General features: G+C 40.0%; 19 protein-coding genes. 10 read left to right on the top strand and 9 right to left on the bottom strand.

All coding sequences use genetic code 11. The features are described 5' to 3' along the window. The first annotated feature begins 1 nt into the window (after position 1). The 3 genes from ACEN2L_RS02220 (at position 2) to ACEN2L_RS02230 (ending at position 3,290) form a co-directional block, all read left to right on the top strand. The gene (locus ACEN2L_RS02220) at positions 2–1,636 is read left to right on the top strand and encodes a type I restriction-modification system subunit M (RefSeq protein ID WP_441741540.1); all 1,635 of its coding nucleotides are present in this window, start codon (positions 2–4) and stop codon (positions 1,634–1,636) included. Between the two features lie 451 nt (positions 1,637–2,087). After that, a complete protein-coding gene (locus tag ACEN2L_RS02225; protein WP_441741541.1) occupies positions 2,088–2,708 on the top strand; it encodes a hypothetical protein in 621 nt (206 codons plus the stop codon). A gap of 144 nt (positions 2,709–2,852) precedes the next feature. Continuing rightward, entirely contained in the window at positions 2,853–3,290 is a 438-nt protein-coding gene (locus tag ACEN2L_RS02230; RefSeq protein WP_441741542.1) for a cytochrome b562, read from the top strand. Between the two features lie 244 nt (positions 3,291–3,534). On the opposite strand, the gene ACEN2L_RS02235 is transcribed toward ACEN2L_RS02230, so the two are convergent. Then, positions 3,535–3,705, bottom strand: coding sequence for a DUF2986 domain-containing protein (locus tag ACEN2L_RS02235; RefSeq protein ID WP_441741543.1), 171 nt, complete (start codon positions 3,703–3,705; stop codon positions 3,535–3,537). 218 nt (positions 3,706–3,923) lie between these two features. Here ACEN2L_RS02235 and ACEN2L_RS02240 point away from each other — a divergent pair, with 218 nt between their 5' ends. Continuing rightward, positions 3,924–4,262 carry a YggL family protein gene (locus ACEN2L_RS02240; protein WP_306022392.1) on the top strand — a complete coding sequence of 113 codons (339 nt, stop codon included), beginning with the start codon at positions 3,924–3,926 and terminating at the stop codon, positions 4,260–4,262. Between the two features lie 732 nt (positions 4,263–4,994). Here ACEN2L_RS02240 and ACEN2L_RS02245 read toward each other — a convergent pair. The 7 genes from ACEN2L_RS02245 to ACEN2L_RS02275 form a co-directional block, all read right to left on the bottom strand. Continuing rightward, a complete protein-coding gene (locus ACEN2L_RS02245) occupies positions 4,995–5,759 on the bottom strand; it encodes a substrate-binding periplasmic protein (protein ID WP_441741544.1) in 765 nt (254 codons plus the stop codon). Between the two features lie 198 nt (positions 5,760–5,957). Next, positions 5,958–7,562, bottom strand: coding sequence for a putative bifunctional diguanylate cyclase/phosphodiesterase (locus ACEN2L_RS02250; RefSeq protein ID WP_441741545.1), 1,605 nt, complete (start codon positions 7,560–7,562; stop codon positions 5,958–5,960). Positions 7,563–7,766: 204 nt separating this feature from the next. Further along, complete coding sequence (locus tag ACEN2L_RS02255) at positions 7,767–8,549, bottom strand: RhlG family 3-oxoacyl-ACP reductase (protein WP_306021365.1); 783 nt, start codon at positions 8,547–8,549, stop codon at positions 7,767–7,769. Between the two features lie 189 nt (positions 8,550–8,738). After that, positions 8,739–9,773, bottom strand: coding sequence for an SO_0444 family Cu/Zn efflux transporter (locus ACEN2L_RS02260; protein WP_441741546.1), 1,035 nt, complete (start codon positions 9,771–9,773; stop codon positions 8,739–8,741). A 1-nt stretch (position 9,774) separates the two neighbouring features. After that, positions 9,775–10,176 carry a MerR family transcriptional regulator gene (locus ACEN2L_RS02265; protein WP_306021363.1) on the bottom strand — a complete coding sequence of 134 codons (402 nt, stop codon included), beginning with the start codon at positions 10,174–10,176 and terminating at the stop codon, positions 9,775–9,777. Between the two features lie 168 nt (positions 10,177–10,344). After that, on the bottom strand, positions 10,345–10,740 hold the full coding sequence (locus tag ACEN2L_RS02270) for a DUF3718 domain-containing protein (RefSeq protein WP_306021362.1): 396 nt from the start codon (positions 10,738–10,740) through the stop codon (positions 10,345–10,347). Between the two features lie 546 nt (positions 10,741–11,286). Continuing rightward, positions 11,287–12,036 carry a phosphatase gene (locus ACEN2L_RS02275; protein WP_441741547.1) on the bottom strand — a complete coding sequence of 250 codons (750 nt, stop codon included), beginning with the start codon at positions 12,034–12,036 and terminating at the stop codon, positions 11,287–11,289. A gap of 157 nt (positions 12,037–12,193) precedes the next feature. On the opposite strand from ACEN2L_RS02275, the gene ACEN2L_RS02280 reads away from it, so the two are divergent. The 6 genes from ACEN2L_RS02280 (at position 12,194) to ACEN2L_RS02305 (ending at position 15,758) form a co-directional block, all read left to right on the top strand. Beyond that, positions 12,194–12,679 carry a MarR family winged helix-turn-helix transcriptional regulator gene (locus ACEN2L_RS02280; RefSeq protein WP_306021360.1) on the top strand — a complete coding sequence of 162 codons (486 nt, stop codon included), beginning with the start codon at positions 12,194–12,196 and terminating at the stop codon, positions 12,677–12,679. A gap of 85 nt (positions 12,680–12,764) precedes the next feature. Then, positions 12,765–13,157 (top strand): GNAT family N-acetyltransferase, encoded by a 393-nt coding sequence (locus ACEN2L_RS02285; RefSeq protein WP_306021359.1) that lies wholly within the window; start codon positions 12,765–12,767, stop codon positions 13,155–13,157. 152 nt (positions 13,158–13,309) lie between these two features. Further along, complete coding sequence (locus ACEN2L_RS02290) at positions 13,310–14,452, top strand: ABC transporter substrate-binding protein (RefSeq protein ID WP_441741548.1); 1,143 nt, start codon at positions 13,310–13,312, stop codon at positions 14,450–14,452. Between the two features lie 71 nt (positions 14,453–14,523). After that, complete coding sequence (locus ACEN2L_RS02295; RefSeq protein ID WP_441741549.1) at positions 14,524–14,961, top strand: nucleoside deaminase; 438 nt, start codon at positions 14,524–14,526, stop codon at positions 14,959–14,961. A 106-nt stretch (positions 14,962–15,067) separates the two neighbouring features. After that, entirely contained in the window at positions 15,068–15,538 is a 471-nt protein-coding gene (locus tag ACEN2L_RS02300) for a hypothetical protein (RefSeq protein ID WP_441741550.1), read from the top strand. Between the two features lies 1 nt (position 15,539). Beyond that, positions 15,540–15,758 carry a helix-turn-helix transcriptional regulator gene (locus ACEN2L_RS02305; protein WP_306021355.1) on the top strand — a complete coding sequence of 73 codons (219 nt, stop codon included), beginning with the start codon at positions 15,540–15,542 and terminating at the stop codon, positions 15,756–15,758. Between the two features lie 121 nt (positions 15,759–15,879). On the opposite strand, the gene ACEN2L_RS02310 is transcribed toward ACEN2L_RS02305, so the two are convergent. Continuing rightward, on the bottom strand, positions 15,880–17,439 hold the full coding sequence (locus ACEN2L_RS02310) for a bifunctional GNAT family N-acetyltransferase/carbon-nitrogen hydrolase family protein (protein ID WP_306021354.1): 1,560 nt from the start codon (positions 17,437–17,439) through the stop codon (positions 15,880–15,882). Between the last annotated feature and the right edge of the window lie 4 nt (positions 17,440–17,443).

Consider the following 17,443-nt stretch of genomic DNA (forward strand, 5'->3'; position numbering starts at 1 on the left):
CATGACACAAGAACAACTAAACAAATTAGGCGCTACTCTTTGGGGTATCGCCAACAGCTTACGTGGGGCAATGAATGCTGATGACTTCCGTGACTATATGCTGTCATTTCTATTCTTACGCTATTTATCAGATAATTATGAAACAGCAGCGAAAAAGGAATTAGGTAGGGATTATCCTCAACTTAGTGAGGACGACAAACGTGCACCACTTTCTGTTTTTTACCAAGCGTTGTCTGATCAAGATAAAGCCTTTTTTGAAAAACAAATGCGCCGTAAATTACATTATGTTATTGAGCCTAGCCACTTATGGGCAAGTATCGCTGAAATGGCGCGTAAGCAAGATGATGAATTGCTGCGAACGTTAGAGGCGGGCTTTAAATATATTGAAAACCACAGCTTTGATAGCAGTTTTCAAGGCTTGTTTTCGGAGATAAATCTTAACTCAGAAAAACTAGGTAAAAAGCCAGCAGACCGTAACGCTAAACTATGCATTATTATTCAAAAAATATCTGAAGGAATCGCTCAGTTTTCAACAAACACCGATATTTTAGGGGATGCTTATGAGTATCTTATTGGTGAGTTTGCAGCTGGTTCAGGTAAAAAAGCAGGGGAATTTTATACTCCACAGCCCATTTCCGATATTTTGTCGCGCATCGTGGTTTTAGATAGCCAAGAGCCTGCAACAGGGTTGAAGAAAAAGCTTGATAAGGTAATGGATTTCGCTTGTGGTTCAGGTTCATTACTATTGAACGTTCGTAAACGTCTTGGCGCTGATGGCATTGGTAAAATATACGGACAAGAGAAAAATATAACAACTTATAACCTCGCCAGAATGAACATGCTCCTGCACGGCGTTAAAGATACTGAGTTCGATATTCACCACGGCGATACCCTACTCAATGACTGGGATATGCTCAATGAGATGAATCCCGCTAAAAAGATTAAGTGTGACGCGATAGTCGCAAATCCACCCTTCAGCTATCGCTGGGAACCAACTGAAGCACAAGGGGATGACTTCCGCTTTAAAAGCCACGGTTTGGCTCCTAAATCTGCTGCCGATTTTGCATTCTTACTTCACGGTTTCCACTTCTTAAGTGATGAAGGAACTATGGCAATTATACTCCCTCATGGTGTACTGTTTAGAGGAGGTGCCGAAGCCCATATACGTACTAAATTACTGAAAGATGGGCATATTGATACAATAATTGGACTACCTTCAAACTTGTTTTTCTCTACGGGTATTCCAGTTTGTATTTTAGTTCTAAAGAAATGCAAAAAGTATGATGATGTTCTTTTTATAAATGCAAGTGAACACTTTGGCAGCGGGAAACGTCAAAACCAATTGAGAGAAGAAGACATTGACAAGATCGTTGATACCTATCAATTTCGTAAAGAAGAAGATCGCTATGCACGTCGAGTTAGCTTAGAAGAAATTGAAAAGAACGAATTTAATCTTAATATCTCAAGATATGTGAGTACCGCAGTTGCCGAGGCTAAAGTCGATTTGAAAGAAGTGCATGAGCAACTGACAAATATTGAAGAAGATATATCTAAGGCATTAGATGAGCATAATTCGTATTTAAAGGAACTCGGACTGGATCTGTTGCCTACTAGTTCATTAAAAAATAAGTCATAATTCATGCCTTAGGGGTATAAAGTAGGGTACCCAATATTTAAATTATTTTAATTTAATTGTATATCAATCACTTAAGTTAAATATGGGCGGCATGATGTAAAATCATTCATCCCAAAGCCCAGCTTTGAGATCTCAGCTGCTTTTGCAGTGAAGAATAAGGAACCCGCTTCGGCGGGTTTTTTATTGCTGACAAAATGAGCATTGCTTTTGTGCGAGATGCTTTAGCTGCGACGCTTTTTGTATGGATTCGCGGCAAGGTAATAGACTGTGCTGCGAGCACTTGTTCGCCATACAATATTTCATGTTTCGACTACAGGACAGCCATGTTAATTCTTTTTAACCTATCGGCCGGCATTTTCGTGCACTTTTAACTTACAAAAGAGAGTCAATTGAAAATTTAGCGTTCCCTGCAATACTCTTTGTGAACTGCTAAATAATCAAGGATATTGAGATGAGTGAATCGGTTTCTCTACAAACGCCACCGCCTAAAGATCCTGACACCCGTCATTGGCGTTGGGGGCAATTTCATTTTTTTCTATCGATCGTCGTCATACTCCTTGCCTATTACTATGGTCTAAAATACTTTTTACATCTTTTATATCAGTCAGTTGAAATTCATAACTCTGTGGCAAAAGATGATCGCGCTATCACTATTATCTTTCTTCAACAGCTTTTTTGTTTAGGTTTGCTGGGCGGAGCAATGCACTGCCACGTATTTATCGCCAAAGAATTTAACCAATATCATCGTGAAAAAGATATTTCTAATGCGCCCATGGCAATAGATTTTTTAGGTTATATCATGCAGATCATTGGAGGTGGACTGACAGGTGTTATCCTGTTTTTTGCGTTAAAAACAGGACTAGTGGTTGTTACTTCAGGCTCTACCGCTCAGGTAACAGACATGCCTGCTACGTTGACTCCCTACGCCGAATGGCTTATTGCTTTTGCTGGCGGATTAGGCACACATCATGTGAAAGCTTTTCTTGATAAATTTGGCCAATCTTCTACGGGGGCACAGGGTAAATACGGTAATGAGAAAAATGGTAAGGCATCACAAGACAAACCGAAATAATCCAACCCTGTTAAACTCACGTATAGTGAAGGGTAAGAGCAGTAATCACCTTAATTAGCGCGCTGACAACTTAGTATAACTGCAGATAAATAATCCACACATTTATGCTAAGCTGCGCGTCCTCCTGGAAAAATGGAACCTAAAATGTCCTTGTTAAAATTCATAAGCCTTGTTGTCGTAATGTTGTGGGGAACACTGTCGTACGGCAGTCACGTTTATGCTCAAGAACCGGTAGCAAAAATAACGGCGAGTAAAAGTGTTAAAACAACAATGAAATCCATGTCATTAACCTATAGGCAGGCAATGCTCGCAACCGAAACTGATACAATGTTGAGCTTGGTCATCCAGCTACAGCAACTCGTTGCGTCAGTGCAGTTAGTTCAATTTGACGCCAAGCGACAATCAATATTGCAGCAAGGCTTAGCTGAAGTGCAATTGCAACTGGATTTGGTCCAAGCAAGCTTAGCAAACGGTGATATCACCAGTGCAAAACAGCGGTTAGAAAAAGTGGATGAGTTAAAAAAACAGTACCATAAAGAACGTAGTCCAAGTATTTGGCAGTTAATTTTTGGCCGTGGTTAAAAACTTGTTTTTAATTTTTTATCCTCTCAAACCTTTATGCTAGGTTTAAAAAAACGTATAGCCATGCAACTAACCAACAAAGCGTTTTGATCGTGGCCTATCTTATTAAGAGCTAAGTAACATTCTGCTCCTTGTAATCTATGCCAATCAGGTTAGAGAGTTAACTTTTACTGCACCAACACACTGACGCTTCGCTGATACGATTAATCAGGATAATTGAGCAAAGTGTTCATGTGAAAAACGATTATTCACTCCGTGTTGCTTGAGCGTCTTCTTCGCCTTCTTCAGCCAATGCCGCTAGTTTTGCCCTTTCAGCTTTAGAGATATAGGCGCTCTTTTTGGCAGGGTTGTTTTTCGCTTTTGCTGCTTTGATGCGCTGTTTGTGGATTTGGGTTAACTTCTTTTTTCTGTTCATGGACATATCTTATTTTTGAGAGCAAAACACTGAATTTGGGATAAAACGACTCTTCCCAATTTTGACGCCATTATAGCCCATTCATTGTCGCCTGCAGTTTTTACTTCAGGACAAATTTTAAAAAGCTGGTAGTATGCGCGCCATTCGCGCCCCAACTGGTAGACTCTCTTTCAGAATCAGTGGCCGATTTACTCTTTTTATTTTTTATAGGTAATAACATGTCAGAAACCATTATCAGAAACAGACGTTTAAGAAAGAAACTTTATTTGGAAGAGTTTGCTATCTTAGGGTTTGAATTTAGCTTCACCTTAACCAGCTCATCAGGCGCTGATTACGAACAATTTTTTACAAGCTTTGCAGCGTTTGTTGATAAACAACATCTTTATATTACCCTTGAAAACGATGGCAAGTCGTTTCAAGGTTCAGCAACATCAGCTGATCGCTATGGTAATGCCACAGAAAAAGACCGTGCGGATATTGAAGCACTGTTAAGTTCTCATGCCATTGTCACTGACTTAAAGGTTGGGTCTTTGGTAGACGCATTCTACGAAATGTAAAATTGTGTGGAGTCGATATTAAGTTATTGCGTAGTCGCGTTAGTTTGATATCGAGTCCAATGCCTCAAGGGTTATCCGCTTTAATACCATACCCCGCTGTAATTCTATCCATCATTAACTTTGATTTAATATAAACATCTACCAATTCAGTCCCATAACACCCTTGAATATAAAATGCGTTCTTGTCATCACTAAATTCTATACACTTCATTGACGTACATTTTTGTCATGTTTAAAGAGGGGCTCCAACTATGCGCTCACCTTCAATATGCACACGCAACTTACCCAACACCTTAATCGCCTTAATGTTATTCACCGAAAATTCATTTATATCTGCTGCAGAGTCCCAGTAGGTCTATGAGTTACGAGCTTACCACACCTATGAAAGCAATTTAGCCGCTCTACAAAAACCGGTTTAGAAAGCACACCCATAACATTTTTGAGCGTTTTGGTATGACAGTAGTCGCTTATTGGATCCCCCTAGTGAACCCCAGAGTGACACGCTTATTTACACTACGGAACATAACAGTGAAGCCGAAGCGCAACAAAATGGTAAAAATTTTTGTTCACGATCCTGAATGGGTTGAGGCGTATCAAGCTTCTATTGTGGAAGGGGTTTATTTAAGCGGTTTGATGTGGTATTTCAGCAAAACTGTCTTTTCACCCCAGCCATAAGCCAGTCAGCAATCAAGAATCAGTTAAGCGGGCAACAAATAGCCACTATTTGGAGTTTCAAGGCTGTTCCACCAACTTAGATCGCCAATTATTGCGGATATTGGGCAGTGTGCCGTTTTGTTCTAAATCCTGCATTGAGGCACTTAAGGTTTCTACTATGTCTCGGTCAGTATCAATACTGCAGGCTAGGTGAAAATCTAACTGAAGCTCATCAATTTCAAGTAAATTTTGATATTGTTGAATATCTTCACTGCGCTTCAAACGATAGCGAATTAAATCATCATTAATGATCACTAAATCTATATTGCGGCTGGGAACCTCTAATAAAGTCAACAAGGAATCATAGTTACTCGTCGCATAGAGATTACTGTTTTCTTCAAACCCTTTTGATAGTAAAAATTGATGAGTGACGTCGTCTTGAATAACCGCGGTTCTAAATTTTTTGGCATCTTCAACACTAGCCAGGGGAATGTCTTTGCGCCGCTTTAAGGAGTAAAACGAACTAGTGGCGCTCGCAATGTGGCCAATCCATTGAAATTGAGTTTCACGGATTGGTAAACGAGCTAAGGAATATATACAGGTATTGTGTTCTTGAACCGCACGTTTAAAGGCTAATGACCATGGGTGAACATCGATTGTATATTGATAAGGAGAGGCTCGAAGCGTTGCCTCTACTATTTCGGTAGAGAGTCCGCTGATAGACGTTTTATCAACGATTTGGAAGGGTGCTAAATGTTCCGTAACTATAGTAAGGCGCGTAGCAAATACATCGCCAATTATCAACAATGCAGAACCCAAGCAAGCGCTAAAATAGTATTTCAAAATCAAGTTGCCTTGTGTTGTTTGGCAAAGCGTAAAAGTATATGGTTTTAGAAATCAAGAAATAGCTAGATGTACCCTAAATCTGCATATAGTTAAAGCATAAATTAACTAACACGGGTTAATAACATTTATGGTGTAAAGCTTATGAGGATAAGAAAAGAGCAGAGCTAGCGGTGTTGCTTCATAAGGCTTAACTTATCATTTTACTAACAATACTGCGCTCTGCTGGTCATATTGTTGCACGAAGTAAACAAAGTCATCTCTTCGCTGTGGCTTGCTGTAGTAATAACCTTGGACAAAATCACAACCTAAATCTGTTAACAAATTTGCGGTTTCTGCGTCTTCAACGCCTTCGGCAACAATGTTGCAGCCAAGATTTTGAGCTAAATAAATCGTTGATTTAACAATGGCGAGATCAGCATTACTGTTGGCAATATTGCGAATAAAGGAGCGGTCGATTTTGATTTGTCCTACCGGAAGATCTCGTAACAAGGCTAGAGAAGAGTAACCTGTACCAAAATCATCAATACTAAACACTAAACCGGCTTCTGAAATTTGCTGCATAGTATTTTTGACCTGAGCAATATCAGTCATCATGGCGCTCTCGGTCACTTCTAACATCAATTTATGGTCTTTCATGGCATGTTTTGTCAACACCTTACGTACCTTAGACACAATCATTGGATCCTGTAAGTCTTTAACAGATAAATTGATATGAATACAAAGTTCTAAGCCAGATCCGCTAAAGGATTCGATATCTTCAGACACTCGCTGCATAACCCACTCAGTAATGCGATTGATGAGTGCACTTTGCTCCGCAACTTTAATAAATTTATCTGGTGCAATATAGCTACCGTCTGCTTGTGGCCAACGAAGTAAAGCCTCTGCTCCGTGGATGCTATTCGTTGAAAGGTCAATGATAGGTTGATACCACAATTCAAATTTTTCTAAGGAGATTGCCTCTTTTAATTGAGCGGCGATATGGACTTTCTCTGCGGCCCCACTTTCCAAACTTTCATCGTATTCAGTATATAAATTTGAGTGTTTTTTACTGGCATACATCGCAAGATCGCCTTGCTGCAACAACACGCCGATAGATTGACCATTCTCAGGGAAATGGGTTACCCCAATACTGGCACTGACACTTAATTCGTAATCTTCAATTTCAAAGGTTGTTTCTAAGCTATGATGAATAATATCAACAATGTGGCGGGTATGCGCACTTTCATCTTTCGTTGAAACAATGGCAAATTCATCGCCACCAAGACGAAAGAGCTGTATATCAGAGGGAAGCGCTTGCTTAAGTTTTTGTCCAACTCGAATCAATAATAAATCGCCAACATAATGACCTAATGCATCATTTATTTGTTTAAATCGATTAAGGTCCAGAATTAAAAGACTAAAGTACCGTCGTGCATCGATGTGCTCCTGTAAGCAATCCATCAAAAACTTTCGATTGGGCAAACCCGTCAAGCTATCGTGTAAGGCATTACTACGCTCAGCGGCAGCAGATTGTTCAAGTTTATTTAAGCTGGATAAACTAAAGCGAACCACTAAAGCAACGAAACAGGCTCCAGCAAACATAATGGTAGAAACCATTACATCGGCAGCATTAAGGCTCGACTGCAGAAAAAAGTAATAAGAAACGCCAAGATAACCCGCAATAAAAAACAGGACTAAAGCCCGCAGCACACGCCACCCTGCGTTATTATCTGTCTTATAAATATGGTTAACCGGACCAAGGCTGAACAATAACAAAATAGTACCAAGCAAAATTATCGACAAAGCAAACACATGCAACACAGGGGCAACCTCTTACTTCGGGCTCTATTTATGCTTTATTAACGACAGGCTAATAAAGCGTAGTAGAAGTAATGTAGTCGAGATTTGAAAGAAGCAATAGCAAAAACAGAGCAGACTAGTTAGCCCACTCAATTTTACTTAAACCAAGTGCCTAACATGCGCAATACTTGAACAAAAACATGGTTCAATGAAGTGAGTCAGCTCTTAGTTAACCAAGGTAGTACCGCCATCTACCGGAATTATTTGGCCAGTGATAAATCCCCCCGCCTGACTGGCAAGCATGATTGCAACCCCCGCTATATCACTCGCTTTACCCCAACGGCGCATAGGAATCGTTTGCAATTCCTCCTCAAACGCAGCCTTATCTTCACTCAAAAACTCGGTCATTTTAGAATAAAAACGTCCGGGAGCAATGGCGTTAACCCGAATATGAGCTGCTGCCAGTTCATTCGCTAGTATGCGTGTTGCTTGATGAATAGCGGTTTTAGAAATAGCATAACTAAAATTATCTAGGCCATTGCCAACAATACCCGCTATTGAGCCAATATTAATGACTGATGAGGTATCGTTTGTCGACGCATTTTTTGCTAATAAAGGGCTTAAGGCTTGGGTTAAAAAGAAAGGACTTTTCACGTTCAAGTCCATGACCTTATCCCATCCCTTCTCTGGGAACTGTCCAAATGGTGCTCCCCACGCAGTGCCCGCGTTATTCACCAATACATCGAGGTGAGTTTCACGTTGCTGAAGTTGTTCGACTAGCTGCGTTAAGCCCTCAGCAGTGCCAATATCACCAGGCAATGCAATACACTCACCAAACTGGCTTAACTCTTGTGCAGCAGTCATACAGGCTTCGGCTTTTCGAGCGGTAATGTAAACCCGTTTTGCACCGGCTTGCAAAAAACCTTGAGCAATATAGGCTCCTAAACCTCGTGAACCGCCTGTAACCAGACAAACTTTATCCTGCATAGAAAATAACGTATCGATCATACCAGCCTCTCCTTTTGAGCTTTTTAGACTAACAAAAGATAACTTAATTGCGCTATTTATTAACGTGATATGTCAGCCTGCCCGTCGCTTATACACTTTGCATTCCCGGCCTTGCTAGCCGTTGAAATGCACTCAAAGCCAAACAAATTAGCTGGCTGAGAGAGTTTCAGTGAGCACAAACCACTCCATTTAATGTTCGCAACAGGCTTTTTGTGATGGCATCCAACGTTTGTATAGCTGGTATGAAATAAGGCCGGCTAAGACAAGGGCACTAAACTGATATAAAGTACTGACCATTTCACTGTGTTCGCCCATATTCAATTGTAACTGCCATGAAAACAGCTCAAACAGGTAATCTAATATGAGGCCAGCGGCTAAGGCACTCAACACGATACTGGCTAAATATAAGACCAGCTCTCGATTACCTAACTCTTTTCGAATTACCATCAAAGTGGCGATATTCGTTGCAGGTCCAGTTAACATGAAAACAAGCGCGGCACCCGGCGTAATCCCCGATAATAAAAGCCCTACAGCGATAGGAGTGGAAGCAGTTGCACAAACGTACATAGGGATTGAAATCAACACCACCACTAACATTGCTAAAACGCCTTGACCATATTGTGCTAAAAAACCAGCGGGTACAAATGTCGTCACTGCGGCAGCAAAAAATAATCCAATTAGTAACCACACCATAAAGTCACGCAATAATTGACCAAAACCAAAGGTAAATACCGACTTCAGCTGCTCCCATTTAGTCGGTTTTGCGGGCGGCTTATTACTGCAACATGAACTACTTTTTTGAGGCTCTACCTTTTTAACTGGCCGAGTGTCTGAGACACCAAACCATTGGATCATCATGCCAGCAACAATAGCTGAACATATAGCGGCAATAGGTCTAGCAATAGCCATTACCGGTCCCATCAACGCATAAGTAATGCCGATTGAATCAACACCTGTTTCTGGGGTCGCGACTAAAAAACTGGCAGTGCTGGCCTTGCCTGCCCCACTACGACGTATGCCCATAGCAACCGGGATGACTGAACAAGAACAAAGTGGTAACGGTGCGCCAATAATAGCAGCGTTAAACACGGAGCCTTTTTCACCCAGCACCTTTTCAATCAGACGAGGAGGTACACACTGGTGAATTATTCCCGCAATTAGCATACCCAACAATAGATAAGGCGCTGACTCAATAAAAAGCTGAACAAAATTTTCGACAAACATCTTAACTATCTCCTTCTAACGTAGAAATAATCGTACAAAATTCAGCACTTTCAGGGCCTCCGCAACAATATTTCTCGAGGTCAATTAAGGTCGTTTGCATGTTTTTTAATTGGCTTATTTGTTGAGAGATTTCTTCTATTTTATTGCGCGTAATTAACTTTGCTTCAGCACAAGCATGCTGATCTTTGTTATCTTTAATCGCTAAGAGGGCGCTGGTTTCAGCCAAACTAAAACCACTTTCTTTACAGGCTAAAATAAACTTAGTTGTAGCAACATCTTCTTGCGTGTATTCACGGTAATTATTTTGATTTCGTTGAGAAGGGCTCAATAAACCTGCCTTTTCGTAATATCGTAAGGTATGGGCACTTATCCCGACTTTTTTAGCAAGCTCACTAATTTTCATTACTAATTACACTGATAGAGTTTTTGTGAAGACCATCATAAACCTTAGAGTATGCTCGAAGGTCAAGCATTTTAAAACATCGATATCTCGGCAGTCGAGCTTAATAGAGTCATATAAAAAAGGCCTCTATAAGAGGCCTTAGCAAAATACTTAAAACACAGGTTATTTCTAGATACGAGCGTTCAATTCTAATGCAATGGGTGAGCCAGTCAGACCTTTCTCAGCAACCCAGTCACTGAGCGTTTTACCGTCAGATTCAGGTGAGGACAGCTGATTTTTTGGCATTTTTTTGATCATCAACGTGCCTGACTCCACCGCATTGTTCAGTAAAGCTGTACGAATTAAGCTTTCGCCGCTACATGAAATACCCGAGTAATAATCTTGTAACTTTAATTTATGATCACTTTCTACTTTCTTCATTTTTTTGCGTAATTCGTCTTTGTCATCTGCTTTAACAATAGTGCAGATATTTTGTAGATCGGCGTTAATGTCAGCATATACCGCATGACTAAAAGCCAAAGAGACAACACTCATTAACATCGACACTTTCATTATTTTCAACATGGGGTACCTACGAGATATGGGGTGAATTTCAACTCGCGCATTAGAATCCAAATTAATTGATTAAAATATAACCACACCTATACACAGGTATTTAATTTTATAAGTAATGCAAGATACCGCGGACCTGTTACAAAATAATGCTGCCTAAATAGGATAACTTACCGAATTTTTAGTGACGCAAATAGCAGACAAGCGTGCACATGTGGTGCCCTATTTTAATGACTTTTTTAACGCATGAATAAACGTTACCACAATAAAAATCGCTACACTGAGATAACACATGGAGGTAACGGCTGCACTTAATAGACTTTTTGTAAAATGTGTCCGTTTAAACACGGCCAAAAAGGTAACTGCAATCATTCCACATAAAATAAACAACATAACGATGGCCTCTCACTTATTCTCTAAAAACCTTTCTTGGGTATTTTTAGTCGTTAGCTATAGTCGTGCCATTTATGTAATCAACTGTTTTAATTGATAATTAGTTTAAAAATATAAAAGGTATCGTATGAGCAAGCCATATTCTGTCGTCAATAAACAACACTGTTAGCTATTTACCCAATTACTCAGCTCCATGGTGACAGCTTTATTATGTTCAGCTAAAAACGCTAAAAAGCTACGGGCATTCCGATTGGTAATTCGTTCATACGGAAAGCCAATTTTTACCGCTGTAGCGACTGAACGGTCGCAGTTACCCACATCAAAGGCAACATGGGCATCGCTGGCAAAAACGACTTTCCAGTCAAGCTGATCCACCAGCTCCAAAATTTTTGAACAATTAGGTTCACTCCCCTGGCGAGAGTAACAAAATGAGCTGTTATTAATTTCAATGAGGACATTATTGTCTTTTGCGGCTCGTATCACTTCAGAATAGTCTATCGGAAAGTTGGGGTTTCCTGGGTGTCCTAATATTTGGCATTGACCCGTTTCAAAAGTTGTTATTACTGCCGCGGTATGCGCTTTTTTATTTAATGGCGCAAAAACTGGCTCGTGAAAACTTGCAATGGCAAAATCTAGATAAGGATGAAGTCCGGTAGGAATATCTAAACCGCCTTTTTCGGGCATAATATTCGCTTCAATTCCTCGTAACATCACCACATCATCAACCATTCTTGGTAAGACATGGCGATTACCAAAGTGCCATGGATGCGGAGAGTCAGGCATTTGTGGACCATGATCGGTAATTGAAAACATTTCCAAGCCTTTCAATTTTGCCTGCTGAAAATATTCAGCTACGGTACTATAAGCATGAGTGCTAGCCACTGTGTGGGCGTGAGTATCCACTAAAATTTTCATAATGCCCTCGATATTAAACAGACTGTCGTTTGATAACTTACTTTATCAAGCTTTTAAAGCTTTGGTTAAATTAAGATCTTATTACTTTATAAAATTGCATTTGCAAAATAACATAAGTGATTATATAAATACTTATCTACTTAATGTGAGCACAAACATGGATTTCTTTGATGAATTAAATGAGTTAGCACTAGGAAGTCGACTCAAGCGATTAAGCGAGCGCTTTATAAGTGAAGCAGCTGAAATATATGAGCATTTTGGTTTAGACGTGCAACCTAGATGGTTTACTATGCTTGCTTTATTGCATAAGCAGCAACCAATCAGCGTCGTTGAGGCGGCAAGCGCTCTGGGAATTTCACAACCCGCTATTACTCAATTCTGCCAACAACTATCGCAACGGGATTTAATCAACATCGAGATCTGTCATAAAGACGCTAGACGTAGAATTATTTCGCTCAGTGAACTTGGCATGACAACAGTACAGACGATGCTACCTATTTGGCAGGCAGTACAGACAGCAGCCAAAGAAATAAGCCAAGAAGAGGGTAGTGATTTATATTTGGCACTGCAAAAATGCGAAAACGCGATGAAAAAAAAGACACTGAAACAACGAACTATTGAGGCTTACGATGCCAATCTCTGAACCTTTAATTTTCCACCCTTTCACCCCAGAGCTTGCCCCTTACTTTCAACAAATCAATCAGCAATGGATTGAAAAGATGTTTGTCATGGAGGATATCGATAAAGAGGTGCTCAACCACCCACAACAGTATGTTATTGAGCCAGGAGGCTTCATATGGTTTGCCGAGCACCCAGCTTTAGGCGTAGTCGGAACCGGCGCGCTATACAAAAAAGCCGAGGGGGTGTTTGAGTTAACCAAGATGGGTGTATTAGAAAAAGCTCGAGGTGCAAAGGTTGGTGAATTATTATTACAACATATCCTGCATCAGGCTAAAGCTATCGCATTTAATCAGCTGTTTTTATTAACAAACAGCAAATGTGAGGCGGCTATTCATTTATACGAAAAAAATGGTTTTGTTCATGACACTCAAATAATGGAGAAATACGGTAAAGCTTACCAAAGATGCAATGTCGCCATGAAGCACATAGCAAAAAATTGATCTTGTTTTGTTAATAAATTTTGACAGTGTAGCAAGCAATAGATAATGTATCTGTGCGAATTCAATAGAGGTAATTTGTTATTCGTTACTCCATGGTTTTATTCTTGTTCATCTTTTGTGCTGACGTATTTCCTAAAGAATTGAGGATTGCGTTGTCTATTTCTAACAGCGCACAACGCATGGCAAATTACGCTTTAATATCAGATTTTGAAGCGGCCTACCCTGACATCAACGTATCTGTTACGGCTTTTACCAGTGAAGTATATAAAGAGAAATTCCCTACTTTTTTGGCTAATAAACATTTTGATGTGCTTTATTGGCATGCTGGAGAACGGCTTTTTGAATACATTAAACAGGGAGAGGTTACTGCGATAACCGAACTCTATCATCAGAACGCGTTATTAGAAGTATTTGATCAATCCGTTGTCAGGTCAGTTTCATTACAAGCTGAAATTTATGCCTTACCCATGTCTTATTATCAGATTGGTTTTTATTACAATACGGCTTTATTTACCAAATTAGGCATAGAAGCTCCTAACACCTGGACGGAGTTTTTAGAGGTATGCGCGGCATTAAAAAAGAATAATGTGCCGCCTATCTTTATTGGTTCCAAAAGCAATTGGCCAGCTACCGCATGGTTTGACTACCTCAATTTACGAATTAACGGCCTCTATTATCATCAGCAACTCTTAAGGGGTGAATCGTCCTTTTTAGAGCCAAAAGTCAGAGATGTTTTTACTAAATTAAAGACATTAATAGAGGCCGGATACTTTATTAGTGATCATCAACAATATGACTGGAAACAGGGTATCGCTCCGTTATTCCGTGGTATGACGGGCATGGTGATGTTCGGCAACTACGCTATTCAAGATTTTCCCCAAGCTAAATCAACCGAAATAGGTTTTTTCAAATTTCCTTTATTTGACGGAAAACAAGATGAGTATTTTGAAGAAGTGCCTTTGGATGTATTACTTATCCCGAGCATAAGCGACAAAAAACAGCTCGCAGAAACGTTTTTAAAATTTGCGTCTAAAAGTGAAAATCAGCAGCGCTTTAACCAGACACTGGGCATCATCTCGCCCAATAAATTTGCTCAGGTGAACAACTCCGAACTTGTCCAAAAAGCCTATGATGTTATTGCTAACTCTTCCGGTATTTCACAATTTTTTGATAGGGATGCCAAAAGCGAATTTGCTGAAAAAACAATGCCAATCATCGATGCTTTTTTAAGTAAACCAGATATCGAATCTACCCTCATCCAACTTGAAAAAGTTAGGTTTGAAGTATTTCCCTAATTCATCAACGCTGCTAATGTGAAGCCGCAAATAAGAGCAATAATACTAAGCAATACCCCAGGAGAAAAGTAATGGATAAGTTTATGCAAGCGGCTATTGATGAAGCCAAACTTGGCTTAGCAGAAGGTGGCATTCCTATTGGTTCAGTGCTCGTGCATAAAGGGCGCATTATTGGCAGAGGCCATAATCGCAGAGTTCAGTCCGGTAGCCCTACACTTCACGGCGAAATGGACGCCCTAGAAAATGCGGGCCGCCAAGCTGCTTCAGTCTATAAAGAATCCATCATTTATACCACTTTATCGCCTTGCTCAATGTGTTCTGGGGCGATTATGTTGTATGGCATTCCTCATGTGGTTGTGGGTGAAAACATCACGTTTTTAGGTGAAGAAGCCTTATTGCAATCAAGAGGAATTAAGGTTCAAGTTGAAAATAGCGCTGAGTGTATCGAGCTGATGAAACAATTTATTAGTGATAAACCTGAGCTGTGGAATGAAGACATTGGTGAGTAATAAAGCAAACTAAATGACAAATTGACCATACTTAATGTTAGCTTTATTTAACATCAAGTCCATGTTACATTACCTTCAATAGTATCATTGATAAAAAGATGAAGTCATGGATATGTCGTTAAAAGAAAAAAGCGCTTGGGTCTCGCTCATCAGTACGATAGGGGTATTTGGCTATTACTTTTATGGCATTCTTGGTTTGGTTGGCTTGCCTGTAGAAGTAGCGTTGGACAACGCTCTATCTCTTGCGATTAAAATCATCACTATCATTGTTATGCTAGAAATTATTTTTCAATCTTTGTTGGCCGTGTCTCATCACCGCGAAGCAAACTTAGGCAACGACGAACGAGATAAAATTTTTAACGATAAAAGCCATCGTATTAGTTATGTCGTTTTGGTGATATGGGTATTTGTTACCTTAGGTCGAATTGTCATCGTTGAATACAATCCCAGTTTTACTGCTGAGCTAAATTCGATTCAAATTCCGATGTTAACAGCGCACATCTTATTACTCAGTTTTATCTTGGCTGAAGTTGCACGTTTTATCAGTTTGATATTTTATTATCGTCGAGGTCGCTAACATGGCAGTCGACTTACCCATTAGTAACAAGATCCGAGAACTGCGTTTTTTTGCCAATGAAATGACACAACAGGAATTGGCAGAACTGGTGGGGGTTACTCGTCAAACTATCATGGCTATCGAAAAAAGTAAGTATTCACCAACATTAGAATTAGCGTTTAAAATTGCCGAAATATTTGGTCAATCGATCGAAGAAGTTTTTCAATATCACCCGAAATAATGAGGCGTTTTCCGGCTTACCTTTTTGGGTATTTATTCTGCTTAAATATCAAATAAAAAATAACCCACTGCATAGTGGGTTATTTTATTGAAATTAAAGGTAAGCAAGTATTTACTTACTACTAATCCCCAATCCATTCAACGCGGTATAAATCCCGACGTCTGTCTAAATAATTTCGAACCGAACCCTCGTTTTCAAGTTGAGTTAATTTATCAAAATCAAGGTCGACGATAAGCGTCATCTCTGTGTTAGGCGTTGTCTCTGAAACAATCGCATCATGAGGAAATGCAAAATCAGAGGGAGAGAAAACAGCCGACTGTCCGTACTGAATATCAACGTTATCAACCTTCGGTAGATTACCCACACTACCCGCAATCGCGACGTAACATTCGTTCTCGATTGCCCGAGCTTGCGCACAGCGACGAACTCGTAAATAGCCGTTTTTGGTATCTGTCCAAAACGGAACAAATAACACTTTTATATCTTGCTCGGATAACAATCTACCTAACTCAGGAAATTCAACATCATAACAAATCAAAATACCAATTTTGCCAAAGTCCGTATCGAAAGCTTGCAGCTTGTTTCCGCCGCGCATAATCCAATCACGTTTTTCGTGCGGCGTTGGGTGCAACTTGTATTGGCTCTCAATTTCGCCACTGCGATGACATAAATAACTGATATTGAATAACTCATCGTCTTCAATCACTGGCATTGAACCGGCAATAATATTGATATTGTATGACACCGCTAGACGTGACATTTCAGTCAAAATTTCATCTGTGTAGGCTGCTAAATTCCAGATCGCGTCAATCGAAGACTCTGCCGGTTTTATACCCATTAATGGGGCATTAAAAAACTCTGGGAAGAGTGCAACGTCACATTTGTAATCAGACAAGGCGTCTACAAAATATTCAGCCTGCTGCAATAACGCGGGTACATCTTCGAAGTAACGCATCTGCCATTGTACACAACCGATACGCGCTGTATTTCTGTGACCACCAAACAGCTTTTGCTCTTCTGGGTCATAATAAATATTGTGCCACTGTAACAAGGTCGCATAACCCATCGAGTCTTTATCTTCGGGCAAATATGCTTTTAATATCTGTTTAACTTCAAATCCGTTGGACAGCTGAAAAGTCAAAATAGGATCAAATAAGTCTTTTGATTTTACCGCTTCAATATATTCATAAGGCGTCATGTCTTTGGCATGTTGGCGATAATTAGGGATACGACCACCAGCCATGATTGATTTAAGGTTGAGGTTTTTACACAACTCTCTTCTGCCTTCATACAAACGACGACCCACTCGTAATCCTCTGTACTCAGGTGATACAAATACGTCTACACCGTACAACACATCGCCTTTGGGATCATGGGTGGTCAAATAAGCATCACCGGTAATCTCATCATAGGTATGCTTGTCGCCAAACTTATCATAATCAACAATGACAGAAAAAGCGCAAGCAATGACTTTTCCTTTATCTTGAATACAGATTTGCCCGGTAGGGAACATGTTTAACATCGCTTGATATTTTTTAAGGGGCCAAGCACCACCCACTTTTTTATAAACCGTATCCATCAGCTCTTTGACGTCAGGATAATCACTGATTTCTAAATATCTGAGCTCAAAACTATGTTGCGGCTCTTCCTTGGCGGAAGTTTGTTCATTCTCTTTTTGCATTAAA

The organism is Flavobacterium sp. W21_SRS_FM6 (assembly GCF_052119645.1).
GTDB lineage: Bacteria > Pseudomonadota > Gammaproteobacteria > Enterobacterales > Alteromonadaceae > Paraglaciecola.

What these genes read in the sequence shown, in the direction of transcription:
- ACEN2L_RS02220 (WP_441741540.1), top strand. Translation starts at nt 2, where the DNA reads ATGACACAAGAACAACTAAACAAATTAGGCGCTACTCTTTGGGGTATC.
- ACEN2L_RS02225 (WP_441741541.1), top strand. Translation starts at nt 2,088, where the DNA reads ATGAGTGAATCGGTTTCTCTACAAACGCCACCGCCTAAAGATCCTGAC.
- ACEN2L_RS02230 (WP_441741542.1), top strand. Translation starts at nt 2,853, where the DNA reads ATGTCCTTGTTAAAATTCATAAGCCTTGTTGTCGTAATGTTGTGGGGA.
- ACEN2L_RS02235 (WP_441741543.1), bottom strand. Translation starts at nt 3,705, where the DNA reads ATGAACAGAAAAAAGAAGTTAACCCAAATCCACAAACAGCGCATCAAA.
- ACEN2L_RS02240 (WP_306022392.1), top strand. Translation starts at nt 3,924, where the DNA reads ATGTCAGAAACCATTATCAGAAACAGACGTTTAAGAAAGAAACTTTAT.
- ACEN2L_RS02255 (WP_306021365.1), bottom strand. Translation starts at nt 8,549, where the DNA reads ATGATCGATACGTTATTTTCTATGCAGGATAAAGTTTGTCTGGTTACA.
- ACEN2L_RS02260 (WP_441741546.1), bottom strand. Translation starts at nt 9,773, where the DNA reads ATGTTTGTCGAAAATTTTGTTCAGCTTTTTATTGAGTCAGCGCCTTAT.
- ACEN2L_RS02265 (WP_306021363.1), bottom strand. Translation starts at nt 10,176, where the DNA reads ATGAAAATTAGTGAGCTTGCTAAAAAAGTCGGGATAAGTGCCCATACC.
- ACEN2L_RS02270 (WP_306021362.1), bottom strand. Translation starts at nt 10,740, where the DNA reads ATGTTGAAAATAATGAAAGTGTCGATGTTAATGAGTGTTGTCTCTTTG.
- ACEN2L_RS02275 (WP_441741547.1), bottom strand. Translation starts at nt 12,036, where the DNA reads ATGAAAATTTTAGTGGATACTCACGCCCACACAGTGGCTAGCACTCAT.
- ACEN2L_RS02280 (WP_306021360.1), top strand. Translation starts at nt 12,194, where the DNA reads ATGGATTTCTTTGATGAATTAAATGAGTTAGCACTAGGAAGTCGACTC.
- ACEN2L_RS02285 (WP_306021359.1), top strand. Translation starts at nt 12,765, where the DNA reads ATGGAGGATATCGATAAAGAGGTGCTCAACCACCCACAACAGTATGTT.
- ACEN2L_RS02295 (WP_441741549.1), top strand. Translation starts at nt 14,524, where the DNA reads ATGGATAAGTTTATGCAAGCGGCTATTGATGAAGCCAAACTTGGCTTA.
- ACEN2L_RS02300 (WP_441741550.1), top strand. Translation starts at nt 15,068, where the DNA reads ATGGATATGTCGTTAAAAGAAAAAAGCGCTTGGGTCTCGCTCATCAGT.
- ACEN2L_RS02305 (WP_306021355.1), top strand. Translation starts at nt 15,540, where the DNA reads ATGGCAGTCGACTTACCCATTAGTAACAAGATCCGAGAACTGCGTTTT.
- ACEN2L_RS02310 (WP_306021354.1), bottom strand. Translation starts at nt 17,439, where the DNA reads ATGCAAAAAGAGAATGAACAAACTTCCGCCAAGGAAGAGCCGCAACAT.